Here is a 12,858-nt window from a genome sequence, read left to right on the forward strand (position 1 = left end):
AGTCTCCATTCGAACCGGGGCGGTTCACCGCATCAAGACCATCAGGCTCTGCTTCCGCTACAGCGCTCCGCTGGGCGGACAGCGCCTCGCGCATGCCAGCCGGGTCGGAAAACAGCATGGCTCGGTCACGCAGTGCTCCGGCTAGCGCATTGAACTCTGCTGCCGCGGAACGTCCTTCGGCCTTGCTGACCTCGACCGCGTTGCTCAATGCGTCGATGGCGGCGTTGAGCAGGATCAGGTCGTTCGTGGAGACCGCACGTATCGAGCTCGTGGACGGGGAATCGAGCTGATACGTCACGCTGGCGAGACGTGCCTGAGCAGTGGCCAAGCCCGCGTTGATGCGCCGAGCGGTATCCGTGCCACCCGGCGCCAACCCAGCGGCCTCGGTAAAAGCGCGCACAGCATCTCGGTATGCATCCAGCTGGGTGACCGCCTGATCGGCATCCCCGTGAGCCTGCTCGACGTGAGCTCCTGCATCCGATGAGTCCCCTGCTGCCGAGTGCAACAAGCCGCCAAGGCCATGCCCGGGTTCGGGTGGCGGCAGCAGATGGGGCGCAAGGTAAAGCAGTGCGTAACCGAGCGCGCCGAGCGCCATTACGTGGTACTCGGGTACACCGGCGTCCGCCGCCTCAGCCGCCTGGCCGAGCGCGTCAAGCGCATCCTGCCCACTTCCGGCGCTTGCCCGTATCAGATAGGCCGTCGCCCGAGACAGGGCCACGAGTGCCGCATCATTGCGGTCTGCGACAAGCGACACCGCATCAGCACTCACGGCCAGAGCTTCATCGCCCAGAGCGGCATCGTCCGTCAGTTCACCCAATTGCCCAAGTGCGAGCGCCAGGTATGTGCGAAGCCCGAAAACGACGGCGCGGCTGGCCGGCAAGCCTGTGTCGAGCAGTTGCACGCCGCGGCGCCCGGCGGCGACCGCGCTGTCCAATGCCTCGCGGCTTCCGGTGGCCACGTGCAGTTGATACGCGGCGAAAACAACGTCGTGCAGGGAGCCAGCAGCGAATTGGGAGTCTTCGGGAATGAGGGCAGCCTGCCGCTCGCGAACCGCGACGAGGTCCGCGGCCACGTCCGGATCCGGATTGCTCGTGGACACTGCCTGTCTCAAGGGCTGAGCCTGCAAGTTGAGCAGCGCCACCTCGGCAGCGCGATCCGTCACATCGGAGGTAGCCACGGGGGGTGGGGCCCCGATGAGGAACGAGTGCAGCACGGCGTCGAACTGCGCCGTGGTCCCGAGCCTGTCGGCGGACGTCACGAGGCGGTTTGCGGCGCAAGCCGGTAGGTGAGCGGCGCGATAGGCGAGACGCCACGCATGGTGCACAGCATCCAGTCGGAGCCGAAAGGCAGGTCGAGCGTCACTTCGAATTCCTCCGCACCCTCGATGGCCAAAGTCAGCTTCGGGGCCACGGACAGCCCGGGCAGCTCTGCGCCCAGCGAGACGTCCCAGCTCACAGTGCGCTCGCTGCGTCCTGTCCAGGAGTATGGCTCGGCACGAGGCGCCTCGGAGAGGCTGATCGTCTCCAGAACCGTGCAGTCAGGCGGTCCGGGAGGGTTCGGCAATGCCGGAGCCTCAGCCTGCACCACCTGTGTCTGCTGTTGGTCCGTGGACACATCGACACGCACCAGGTCGGGACGGCCGCGGCTGCTGACATACCTAACGGCGGTGAGACGCACGCCAACGGCGAGACGGAGGGGGGTGTCCGACGTCTCGATCTCCAGGCCACGTTCCAGCGTGGCCGAGATGGCACTGCCGAATCCCGAACCAAGGATGCCCAATTCGGCCCCCGCCGACGCTGTGGCACGCCGTCGGTAGCACATTGCCGCTCTGCCGCCCTCCGGCGCAACAAGGTCGAACAGGGGCAGCCATACCGGTGCTTGATCAAACAGCACAGATTCCCGCCGATAGCCGCGGAGCCGGTCCAACAATCGACGCCAGCGAGCCCCTTCATCTGGGTCGCCGGGGCCACGGGTAACCTTCTCACCGGGCAAAAGGTCGAACCTCGGCGTATTCGGATCGACTTCCTCGGCTTCGAGGAGCGCCAAAGCGCCCCCGCGCTGCCGAACGTTCAGCAGCGCCGGACCGTTGCACACAGCTGGACCCGTGGACAGTGTATTGTCACGCCTCGCTGTGGCCGACATGCGGCCATCGTTTCCTGATCCCCCGTGAAGACTGTCCTTCTCCCACGTCATGAGCCCCCCATGCCCCTGCCGTCCGATGGACGGGTACGCAGCCAGGGTAGGACTACGGAGTTCGACCCGGAACCTCGCCAAACCCGTGCGTTTGGAAGGTGGATCGCGCGACTGCTGTCTCGGACGCCTGCCCTATCCATGGGACACCGCCGACTCACGCTTCCAGCGCAGCACGGAAGTCCACGTTCCGCAACTCAGCGGATTTCCAGCCAGTGCCCTCGTAGTGCTCCATGGCACGAGGCTGCACCTGAGAGCCAATGAGACTCACTGGACCTATGAGACCGGCGGCTGCTTGAAGTCGTCAACAGCGTGATCGAGGGAACCGTCTACATCGGCAGCTGGGATCACCGCGTCTACGCCCTGGACGGCACCACCGGAAACCCCATCTGCTGGAGCTACTAGACCGGTGGCGCGGTGCACTCATCGCCGGCAGTGGCCAACGGAATCGTTTACATCGGCAGCGGCGACGGCCGGATCTACGCCCTGAATGCCGCGAGCGGAAACGTCCGCTGGACCTATGAGACCGGCGACGTGGTGTGGTCATCGCCGACGGTGGCCGACGGAATCGTCTATATCGGCAGCATCGATCATCGGGTGTACGCCCTGGACGCCGCCACCGAGGCATCGGCATGACCGTTATGAAGAAGGCTCCCGGGGTCGCCGCGGCTTCGGCGCCACTGGCGAGCGCGAACGCGAGGCTGCGTCCGCAGGGCGAAGGCCCGGTAGATCTCGGGAATGCCGGCGACCGCGACCTGCTCCCGCCCGAACCGTTCGAAGATCCGGTCGTAGACCTCCAGCTGCCGCGCAGACTCCACGTCCAGGTCGATCTCCGGAAGCGACGTGCGCCGCTCGCTCAGGAATCTCTCGAACAACAGCAGGTGATCAAGCAGGTTGGCGCTGCCGCAGCAGCCGCATCCCATCCCCGGCGCCGCCCACTGGGCCCAGACCACACCGAGACTCTCATCGCCCGTGTGTGCCTGTGCCGCGTCGACGATGTGCTCTGCGACGATTGCTGATCCATCGGAGCCGGGAGCACTGCAGCCCGTAGCCGTCAAGGATCGCGTACCCATCTGGCACAGGTCGGCGATGCGCCGACGGCTCGGGCAGGGCCAGTGCAGCTCCAACACATGCAGAGTTGACACAGAATCGACCTGGAAGACGCCGATGGTGTCCCCGCGCGCGATCATGCGGTAGACGTCCGGGGCGTCCTGGGGGATGGAGGCGAGGTCGAGCCGGACCCCGTAGTGCTCGTGGATCAGGTCGCAGGCGGTGTGCAGGGCGGAGAGCATGCCCAGCCCGAGCAGGTCGATCTTGATGAGGCCGGCGGCAGCGACATCGTCCTTGTCGCCCTGCAGGATCGAGCGGCCCTCGGCGGTGGCCCACTCGGTGGGCATGACCTCGCCGATCGGCTGGCGGGTCAGCACCATGCCGCCGGAGTGCACGCCCAGGTGCCGCGGCAGGGTGTGCAGCTGGGCGGCGAGCTCGCGTACGTCCGGCGGCAGGTCGACGTCGGGGCCGGGCGGGGCGTGATGGATGTGCCGGGTCATCTCCCGGATCTGCGCGGCGGGGTAGTTCAGGACTCTTGCCGCGTCGTGCGTGGCGAGCCTGGGCTGATACGTGATCACGTTGGCGGCGTGTCGGCGTCCGTAGCGGGTGTAGACGTACTGGATGACCTCCTCGCGGCGCCCGGCCTCGATGTCGAGGTCGATGTCGGGCGGGCCCGCCTTCTCCAGGGACAGGAAGCGCTCGAAGAGCAGCCCGTGCTTGAGCGCGTCGACGGCGGTGATGGCCAGGACGTAGCAGACCACGCTGCTGGCCGCGGAGCCACGCCCCTGGCACCAGATGCCGCGGCCGACCGCGTACTGGACGATGTCGTGAACGATCAAGAAGTAGCCGGCCATGCCCAACTCACCGATGACGCCGAGCTCGTGGTCGAGCTGCCTCCACGCCGCACGTGTCTCGGAGTCCGGGGTGTCCCGGTCGCCGTAGCGGGCGGTGCAGGCCCGCTCGGCGAGATAGCGCAGCCAGGAGTCCTCTGTGAATCCGTCCGGGTTGGGAAAGCCCGGCAGCTGGGGCCGGAGTTCATCGAGGTCGATGACGCAGGCGCGGCCCAGCTCGAGGGTGGTCTCCAAGACGCCGGGGTGGCGGGCCAGGCGGCGTTGCATCTCCGCGTAACTGCGCAGGTGCGCGGTCGGTGCAGGCATGAGGTGGCCGGCGGCACGGTCGAGGGTTTCGCGGCGGCGCAGCGCGGCGAGTGCCTGGGCGAGGCGGGCCTGGCGAGGGGCGGCGTAGTGGACGGCCCCGGTCGCCACGACGGGGACACCGACGCGGCGGGCGGCGACGACGGTGACGTCGTCTGCGACGGAGTCTTCCGGCAGTGCGTGGTCGACGAGCTCGGCGTGCACGGTGCTGGTGCCGAAGAGGTCGGTCAGCCGCTGAAGGCGGTGGGCGACCGTGGCGATGTCGCGCCGCTCGGCGTCGGGGGCGGGGCAGCCGGGGAGCACCGCCCATTGTCCGCTGCTCGCGGCCGCGGACAGCGCGCTGAGGTCGTAGACCGGGGCGTTTTTGGCGCCGGCCAGCTGGGCGGCGCTGATCGCCGCCGACAGCAGGCGGAAGCCTTCCAGGGTGCGGGCCAGGACCACGGGGTTGCCCAGTTCGGGGTCGCTCAGGGTGAGTTCGGCGCCGTACACGGTGCCGATCCCGGCCAGCCGCGCGGCCTCGGCCAGGCGGCGGGCGGCATAGAGGCCGTCCCGGTCGGTGACGGCAAGCACCGTGATGCCCAGGCGGAGCGCCTCGGCGACGAGCCCGTCCGGCTGGCAGGCGCCCTGCAAGAAACTGAAGGCGCTGTGGACGTGGAGTTCGGCCCAGCCCGGCTCGTCCTCGGCGTCCTGCTCAGGGGACCTGTGGTGGGGCGTGGGCAGCTGCAGCACGCGGGCACTGTGCTCAGCCATAGTGGGCCTCCGCCCACCAGCGGCCGTGTTCGATCACCAGCAGCCAAGCGCGGCCGTCGGCGGCCGCGATCTGCATCCGGGCGATCCGGCGGGCCTGGTCGCGATCCCACCACCGCTCCAGCACGGGCCACGGGCCGGCCCACCCGTCGACCGCGGCCCCGCCGTAGCCCTCCTCCACGGCGACACGGGCGGACAGGGCGAGGCGTGCGGAGACGGTCACCTGCTGCCCGCCGCTGTCGGTGAGTTGGGCGGGCAGCCAGCGCGGGAAGACACTGGCGGGGTGCGGGGCGGGCAGGCGCCCCGGCCAGGGCCCGGCGGCCGGGCGCGCTGCGGTGTCGAGGTCGCCGAACGGGATGAGGCGGACCCGGTCACCCGGACCACGGCCGCCGCCGAGCTCGACGCGGACCACCGCCTGGTGGCCGAGCATCGCCTGCACCCGGGCGGCGGCCCGCTCGATCTCCTCCGGAGTGTGGCGCTCCCCGAACAGGGCGCTCTGGCGGCCCGTGGCCGCCGTGAGGTCTTCCGGGCGCAGCACCAGGCGGACGATGCCCCGCTCGCCGCCGCCCTCGAGCAGGCCGGCATCGGCCCAGGCCTGCAGGACGCCGCGCACGCGCTCGGCCACCGCCAGCGCGGACAACCGGCCTTCGTGGCGGATGGTCCGCGACAGGGTGCGGCCGTCGGCGAGGTCCACTGCGGCTTCGACTCGGGCGCACACGACGCCAGCCTCGGCCAACCGGCCGTGGAGCTGCTCGGCGCTCGCCTTGGCCGCGAACGTGACGGGCTCCAGGAGGTGTGCGGCCGGTTCGAAGGTATACGCCACGGCGTTCTCGCCAGCGGTCGTCCGCGCGGACAGCGGGCGGTCGTGCTGGCTGCGGGCGATGCGGTGGGCGCCGATGCCGTCAGCGCCGAAGCGGGCCAGCACCTGGTGCTCGGGCAGCGCGGCGTACGCGCCGACCGTGCGGATGCCCAGGCGTTCCAGCAGCTCCGCCAGCCGCGGCACGCCGAGGACACCGACCGGGTAGGGGGCCAGCCAGGCCGCGTCGCCGCCGAGGGGCACGATCTGCCCGGTCCGGGCGGCGAGCGCCGCGGTGAAGACACTGTCGGCGATGCCTGCGCGGGCCGGCAGGTCCAGCTCGGCCAGGGCGGCGACGAGGCGGTCGACGAGCTGCTGCTCGCCGCCCCAGTAGCGGGAGGGGCCGCGGGCGGGCGCGGCGATCAACCCGGGGCGGATCACCTCCAAGCTCGGCATGACCGTGCCTTCGAGATGGCGGACGGCGGGCTCGAACACTCGGATCTCGGCGGCGAGGTCGCGCTCGACGACGCGCAGCTGCGGGCAGCGGGCCTGTGCCACGCGCGCTCGCATACGTCGCCGTACTCCGGCCTGACGGGCGGCCGCCGAGCACGCCACCACGGCGTCGCGGTGGACAACCGCGAGCGGCTCAGCTTCCTGGGTGCCAGCCGCGATGACCGGGAAGTCGGGGATCCAGCCGACGATGATCCTGCCCACCGTGGGTCACTCCACCACGCGCAGGGCCGGACGCTCCTGATGCGCCGCGGTGGCTGCGGCCGCCGGCTCCAGGCCGTGCGGGCGGCCCGTGTCGGGGTGGATGGGGGCGACTTGGCCGTCGGGGCCGGGCAGCCACATCTCGGCGTACCGCGAAGCGGCCGCCGAGCCGCGCCCGGTGGCCGCCACCCGCACGCGGCGTCCCCGCAGCAAGCCGTGTCCGTCTCTCACGCCCTCCCAGGTGGCGGAGACGACGCGCAGCCGGACCTCGGCACCCTGCCAGGAGTCGGCGGCCAGCAGCACCGATTCGCTGCGCCGCAGTACGGCCGCCAGCCGGCGGGCGATCCGGTCGGGCACCGTGCCGAGCGGGCCCACCAACACCACCGGAACGGCTTCAGCCACAGTGGCCAGGACCTGCGCCCACTGGCGGCCCGGGTCGTCGATCAGCATTCCGCACGCAAGGTCGAGGCCTGCAGCCTGGGCGGCGATGGCCCCCATGTGCGGCAGGCCCACCGCCGCCCAGCCGGCGGCGTCGGCGGAGGCGTGTGCGGCGAGCGCCAGCAGCAGCGGCATGTCCCCTCCGGCGCTGACCGCGGTTCCGGGGCGGATTCGGCCCTCCGGCAGCAGGGCGCCGAGCGGCGACGCGCACGCCGACTCGGCGGCGCCGCCACCTGCTCGCGCGTTCGCCACCGGTCTTGCAGCCATGACACGGTATTCGAGTATCAGTTCGAATGAAGTCGGCCGCGCGAGTGCCGTCGCAAGTCCCCTGTGACTGAGTAGCCCAGTTGGCCAGTGTGAGCGCTTCAGTTGGCCGATGGGCAGTAGCGGCTGTTTCCGCCTACTGCCCTCGCACTCAGTCGGCGTGTCGGGTCGGCTCTGCTCCGCTCTGGACAAGAAAGTCAGTCAGCACGTCGGCAAGCCGTTCGGGCTGGTCCTCAGGGATGAGGGTGGACGAGTCGGCGATCTCGATCAGCCGGCCCTGCGGGTACAACTTGGCCAGTCGGGGGCCGTGCTCACGCGGCATCAGTCTGTCCTGGGTCGCCCAGACGACCAGTACGGGCCGGTCGAATTCACGCAGCCGCTCGCTCCAGGCCAGCAGTGTCTTGCGGTCGGGTGCTCCGGTGGCGAACTTGGCGAGGTCTTTGCGAATGGCCCTGCTGCGGGTGGCGGGAGCAAACCAGTCGTCCATGATCTCGTCGGGGATCCCGCGCAGGCTCATCCCACCGTATCCGGCCCGGTTGTGGCGGAACGCAGGGATGCCCATGAGTCGGGTCAGGAGCCAGACGCCGCCGGGGACCCTGCATACCTGGGCCATCGCCTTGGCGGGTCCGGGGGGAAAGTTGTCGAAGGCCTCGCAGGCCACCAGCACCAGGCGCGCGAGCCGCTGGGCCCGCCCTTCCGACACCAGGAACTGGCCCCCGCCCCAGTCGTTGAGGACGAGGGTCACCTGGTCCAGGCCGAGCCGTTCGATGAACTCACCCAGGAGCCGGGCGACACCGCGCTGGGACAGGTCGGCATCCGGGTTCATCGGCTGGCGGTGACCGCCGAGAGGCAGCGTAGGCAGGACACAGCGGTATCCGTCCAACAGCGGGACCACCTTGCGCCACTGGGTCTCGTTCATCGGCATGCCGTGGCCGAACACCAGCACTGGCCCTTCACCGCCGGTGTCCTGGTAGTCAACCGGTCCAGACGACAGCTCGATCCTCGGCATCAAACCCCCATTTGATAGATTGTTCTACTGCAATCTTGGATGTGGGAAGGGTAGAGGGCAATGGGACAATCGGACACGCGAGCCAGGATCCAGGGTGCTGCCACGATGCTGTTCCGCCGCCACGGCTACTCAGCGACCGGCCTCAAGCGGGTCGCGACAGAGGCAGAAGCGCCGTTCGGCTCGATCTATCACTTCTTCCCCGGTGGCAAGCAGCAACTGGCCGAGGACATGATCCGCACGTCCGGACCCGAGTACGGCCGAATGGTGTTGGCTCTGCTGGACAGTGTGCCGGACCCTGCCGAATCCCTCGTGCACGCCTTCGAGGCAGCTGCGGACGACCTTGCCGCGGCCGAATACACCGACGCATGCCCGATCGGGACGGTGGCATTGGAGGTTGCCAGCAGCAATGAGGTGCTGAGGGCCGCGACGGCAGAGGTCTTCGAGGAGTGGGTCGACGACGCGGCGCAGTGGTTCGGCCGTTGGGTCGTCGACCCACCGGCGGCGCGAGCGCTCGCCTGCTCGATGATCATGATGCTGGAGGGGGCGTTTATGCTCAGCCGGGCTGCTCGTGATCCGGAACCGCTGCGGGTGGCTGGCCGATCGATGGCCGAGTTGCTGCGCACAACTGTCGCGCAGGCAGGTGAGGGCTGACTCCGGCGAGCGAGACGGGCGGCCCGAGTGCGAGTCGGTACTGAGCGCAGGACTCGCCAAGTGAGGTGCTCACTGGCCAGAAGAAGCGCTCAGTCACATCCCCACGATCGATGTCCTGTGCCATCGAACCTTGAGCATTGCCAGCGAACCTTGATGATCATTAGGTTTGTGCCACTGAAGTTTGAGTGGCACAACGTGCTGGTCGTCAGGGGTGGAGTGAGAGCGCGGGGGGCGTACGCGGATCCGGGATTGACCGGCAGGCTCCTGGAGGTCTTCCGCGAGCCGGATCCGTTGCGGGCTGGCCGGGCCGCGTGGGTGGGGGATCAGCTGGGGCGCCCTCACCAGCGTCCCCGGAATCTATGGGCTGCACGCACCTGCGCTAAGAAGCTGTTGTCTTTCCGTGCTTGAGGACTGCGTTTCCGCTGGTCGGGCGTAGGGACGGCGATCGGGTGGGAGTAGTGGCCTGTCGTGCTGTCGCTCCCCGGGAGGTCACGGATGCCGTCGATTGTCGGACTGCTGGAACAGCACGAGCTCGCTGCTCGCCGTCGCGTCGACGGGCTGCGGGAGGAGGCCGATCGCATCCAGGCCGAGTTGGCCGTGGCCGAGCGGGAGTGGCAGGAGTGGGTGATCGCCCGCAGGCGGGTCGATACCGTGCTGACTCCGGACGGCGGCACCGCCGCCGTGGAGGTCGCCCCGGATCCGCAGGATGCGGATGCGCGGGCGGTGCCTCGGGATGCGGCGAAGCCGAAGTCGCAGGTGCCCATGTGGCGTGAGGGGCTGGCCTGGTCGGTGCTGTCGGCGGACTACCAGCGCATCCTTAACGCACTCGCGGACCGGGTCCGGCTTCATCAAGGGCCGCTGACCTGCCAGGAGATGGCCGCCGCCTTCGGCATGGACGTGGTGCCGGCTCGGGTGGAGGCGCTTCGGTCGAAGGCGAAACGTCTGGTGGCCCGCGGCTGGCTGGCCGAGCAGCAGCCGGGCCGGTTCACGCTCGCGCAGGGCCCGGCCGGGCAAGGCGGCGGGTCATGAGCAGGCTCATCGACCAGTAGACCATCGCCTCGGCGCTCGTGGTGCGGCGCTCGAAGTCGCGGACCAGGCGGCGGGTGCGCATCAGGTGGGCGAAGAGGCGCTCGACGATCCACCGCTTGGGCAGGACCACGAAGCCGCGCATGTCGTCGCTGCGTTTGACGATCGCCAGGACCAGCGAGAACGCGGCCAGACAGTACTCGACGAAACTGCCGGTGTAGCCGCCGTCCGCCCAGACCAGGGCGAGGCGGTGGTGGGCGTCGGCGACCTGTCCCAGCAGCGCGCGGGCCGCGATGCGGTCACCGGTGTCCGCGGCGGTGACCATCACGCCCAGCAGCAGGCCGACGGTGTCGACCACGACGTGCCGCTTGCGCCCGTTGATCTGCTTGCCGCCGTCGAAGCCGCGGCTGTCCGCGCCGACGACGGCGTCCGCCTTGACCGACTGCGAGTCGATCACCCCGGCCGTCGGCTCCGTATTCCGGCCCAGCTTCTCGCGGACCTGGCCGCGCAGCCGGTCATGGAACTCCTGGACCAGGCCGTGGTCACGCCAGCGGCGGAGTGAAGTAGGCCGCCGACGAGGTGCCCGTGGCCCGGGTCCTTTTCCGACGGCCCCTTCCCGAACGGTGCGGGCTAGTTTCCCAGCACACCGCTCTCCAGTGATCTTTTCCGGGTGGATGAGGTCGCTCTTCCCGCGTGGATGTCCTCGTGGCAAGGCCGGCAGACGACCAGGGTCTTGCGTCGTCTCATTGCCATCAACTTCACCCACGCGGGGCGCTCGGCTCGGCCCTGTTGCTTGAGATCGGCGAGTTTCCGGATGTGATGGACCTCAATCCGGCTCGTTGATCCGCATATCTCGCAGCAGTCCGCGAGGAGCCGCTTCACCAACTCGGTGGTGCTGATGTTGTTGGGTTTCAACGGTTCTCGGTCGGCCATTACCGCTGTGCGCTGCCGTTTGAGTGGGATGCCGCCGAAGCGGGCAACCAGTGCCTTTTTCTCACCTCCGCGCTCGACGATGACTTCAAAGCATTTTCGAGGGCCGTCCGGGGTGTCGATGGTCGCCTTGTACTTGCGGGCCATCTTCGTGACGGTCGATCTGTGCTTCGATGCCAGTGTCTTGAGCATGGACGTCTCCATCACCCATTGCAGGCGGTTCAGGCGGGCGACGTCCTGGGCGAGAAGGTAGTACTGCACGAGTCCCCGGTACTCGGCTTGGTATGTCGCCACGATTGAGAAATCGCTGTCGTGGAGAAGCACGCCACGGAGTTTCGGTTTCCCGCCACCCATGTAGGAGGCACAACGCTGCCTGATTACCTGGCGTGGCACGAAAAGCCCGATGGCACCGTTGACTGAGCGTCGTGGTCCCGTGAGCTTCGTGTCGCATCGCTGGGCTTTCACCTCGTAGCCGAGGAAGCGCGCCGCCTGGCTGGTGGCGTGCGTGACCAGGGTCTTGGATTCGGAGAGTTCCAGCCGGAGTTCATCCAGTAGGAATTCCGTGATCCGCGCCTTGATCTCCTCGGCTTCGTGCTTGGGCCCAGCGAAACCGAGCAGCCAGTCGTCGGCATACCTGACATACCGTAGGCGCCGAAAGCCTGGATCATAAGGGTCTTTGCTCGGCAGGTTCCGCATTTGGAGCCGGAGTTGCCGTACTGCTGCGCGATCTCCGCGCCGCTTCGCCCAGTACATCCGGCTGTCGAGCCGATGGTACTCGGGATGATGCCGCCGTTTTCTGCCGCGGTTGTATTCCGGCAGCAGCTTCTGCTCAATGAACTGATCGAGCCTGTCGAGATAGATGTTGGAGAGGACGGGCGATGCCACACCGCCTTGGGGAGCCCCACTCAGTGTGGCGTTCCACCGCCAGTCTTCCAAGTATCCGGCCCTGAGCATGGCCCGGATCAGCCGCAGGAACCGGCCATCGTGGATCTTCTCCCCGAGGATCGTGAGCATGACCTCGTGGTCCAGGCTGCCGAAGCAGTCGGAGATATCTCCCTCGATGAACCAGCGCGTTCCGGTCCAGTACTTCACCACGTCCTGCAACGCGGTGTGACAGCCCCTCTTGGGGCGGAACCCGTGAGAGCGATCGGAGAATTGGACGTCGTAGTACGCCTCCAATAACAGACGTACGACCTCGGCGACCAGTTTGTCCGACCACGTCGGCAGGCCAAGCGGGCGCTTCTTCTTCGCACCGCCTTTCTTGTCGATATAGACCCGCTTAACGGGCGTCCATCGATACGACTCCGACCTCAGTGTGCCGATGATCGTGTCAATCTTCGCTCGTGACATGCCGTCCACGGTCTCCCTGGTGACCCCAGGCGTCATCGCACCGGAGTTCCGGTAGATCCGCCCGTAGGCCATCAGAAAGAGCTGCGGATTGAACAGTTGCCGGTAGATCCTTTCCAACGGCAGGCTTCGCCTGCCGCGTTCCCGGATGACGTCCAGCACCGTTTCGGCGCTCTGCATTGCGCATACCTCCCCTTACTGGACGTCGAGTTCACCTGTGCCCCTTCGCCCTCATTCCGGCTTTCCCGGACTTCACGGCCGGTCGTAACTCCGGCGACTACTATGGGCACTCCGTCGCCGTAGGGCTCGCGCCCCGTAGGCGATCCCGTGGTACGTCTTCGCTGTACGTATCGAGCACGACGTAGGCCGCCCACTCATCTCCTTGACCGCCCTCACTGGGCGACGCCCCTCTCCTTGGAGGTTGCCGTCCGAACCCGTTCTTCAGAGCCCGGCAAGGAAAGGGCACCGGTTTCAGGTATCGTTCCGGTGAGTTTCTATTTTTGCCGCTGGAGATTGGGCTTCAAGCAATCCAGCCTTGGCCATAT

General features: G+C 68.2%; 12 protein-coding genes. 4 read left to right on the forward strand and 8 right to left on the reverse strand.

Annotated features, from left to right (window positions below):
* Together StrepF001_RS42470 and StrepF001_RS42475 are read right to left on the reverse strand one after the other, a co-directional pair.
* A partial coding sequence (locus StrepF001_RS42470; RefSeq protein ID WP_206307132.1) for a hypothetical protein occupies positions 1-1,258 on the reverse strand: 1,258 nt, incomplete at its 3' end.
* Positions 1,255-2,046, reverse strand: coding sequence for a hypothetical protein (locus StrepF001_RS42475; RefSeq protein ID WP_129803426.1), 792 nt, complete (start codon positions 2,044-2,046; stop codon positions 1,255-1,257). The genes StrepF001_RS42470 and StrepF001_RS42475, both read right to left, overlap by 4 nt.
* Before the next feature lie 456 nt (positions 2,047-2,502).
* Between StrepF001_RS42475 and StrepF001_RS42480 the strand changes: the two genes are divergently transcribed.
* Positions 2,503-2,595, forward strand: a complete 93-nt coding sequence (locus StrepF001_RS42480) for a PQQ-binding-like beta-propeller repeat protein (protein WP_165396560.1) — start codon at positions 2,503-2,505, stop codon at positions 2,593-2,595.
* A gap of 12 nt (positions 2,596-2,607) precedes the next feature.
* A complete protein-coding gene (locus tag StrepF001_RS42485) occupies positions 2,608-2,826 on the forward strand; it encodes a PQQ-binding-like beta-propeller repeat protein (protein ID WP_129803428.1) in 219 nt (72 codons plus the stop codon).
* Here the strand turns inward: StrepF001_RS42485 and StrepF001_RS42490 are convergent.
* From StrepF001_RS42490 to StrepF001_RS42505, 4 genes are all read right to left on the reverse strand, one after another.
* Positions 2,781-5,144 (reverse strand): PHP domain-containing protein, encoded by a 2,364-nt coding sequence (locus tag StrepF001_RS42490; protein WP_129803429.1) that lies wholly within the window; start codon positions 5,142-5,144, stop codon positions 2,781-2,783. The two genes, StrepF001_RS42485 and StrepF001_RS42490, sit on opposite strands and share 46 nt — an antisense overlap.
* Positions 5,137-6,651: a DNA polymerase Y family protein gene (locus StrepF001_RS42495; RefSeq protein WP_129803430.1), complete on the reverse strand. Its 1,515-nt coding sequence runs from the start codon at positions 6,649-6,651 to the stop codon at positions 5,137-5,139. The genes StrepF001_RS42490 and StrepF001_RS42495 overlap by 8 nt, the downstream gene beginning before the upstream one ends.
* 6 nt (positions 6,652-6,657) lie before the next feature.
* A complete protein-coding gene (locus StrepF001_RS42500) occupies positions 6,658-7,353 on the reverse strand; it encodes a hypothetical protein (protein WP_240797964.1) in 696 nt (231 codons plus the stop codon).
* Positions 7,354-7,501: 148 nt separating this feature from the next.
* The gene (locus StrepF001_RS42505) at positions 7,502-8,359 is read right to left on the reverse strand and encodes an alpha/beta hydrolase (RefSeq protein ID WP_129803431.1); all 858 of its coding nucleotides are present in this window, start codon (positions 8,357-8,359) and stop codon (positions 7,502-7,504) included.
* Between the two features lie 105 nt (positions 8,360-8,464).
* On the opposite strand from StrepF001_RS42505, the gene StrepF001_RS42510 reads away from it, so the two are divergent.
* Entirely contained in the window at positions 8,465-9,010 is a 546-nt protein-coding gene (locus StrepF001_RS42510; RefSeq protein ID WP_240797965.1) for a TetR/AcrR family transcriptional regulator, read from the forward strand.
* 495 nt (positions 9,011-9,505) lie between these two features.
* Positions 9,506-10,039 carry a hypothetical protein gene (locus StrepF001_RS42515; protein WP_129803433.1) on the forward strand — a complete coding sequence of 178 codons (534 nt, stop codon included), beginning with the start codon at positions 9,506-9,508 and terminating at the stop codon, positions 10,037-10,039.
* Here the strand turns inward: StrepF001_RS42515 and StrepF001_RS42520 are convergent.
* Together StrepF001_RS42520 and StrepF001_RS42525 are read right to left on the reverse strand one after the other, a co-directional pair.
* Positions 9,996-10,748 (reverse strand): IS5 family transposase, encoded by a 753-nt coding sequence (locus tag StrepF001_RS42520; protein WP_165396562.1) that lies wholly within the window; start codon positions 10,746-10,748, stop codon positions 9,996-9,998. The two genes, StrepF001_RS42515 and StrepF001_RS42520, sit on opposite strands and share 44 nt — an antisense overlap.
* The gene (locus StrepF001_RS42525; protein ID WP_129803435.1) at positions 10,667-12,493 is read right to left on the reverse strand and encodes a reverse transcriptase/maturase family protein; all 1,827 of its coding nucleotides are present in this window, start codon (positions 12,491-12,493) and stop codon (positions 10,667-10,669) included. The genes StrepF001_RS42520 and StrepF001_RS42525 overlap by 82 nt, the downstream gene beginning before the upstream one ends.
* Positions 12,494-12,858: the final 365 nt, after the last annotated feature.

Origin of the sequence: Streptomyces sp. F001 (assembly GCF_004187715.1) — a bacterium.
GTDB classification, from domain to species: Bacteria; Actinomycetota; Actinomycetes; order Streptomycetales; family Streptomycetaceae; genus Streptomyces; species Streptomyces flavusporus.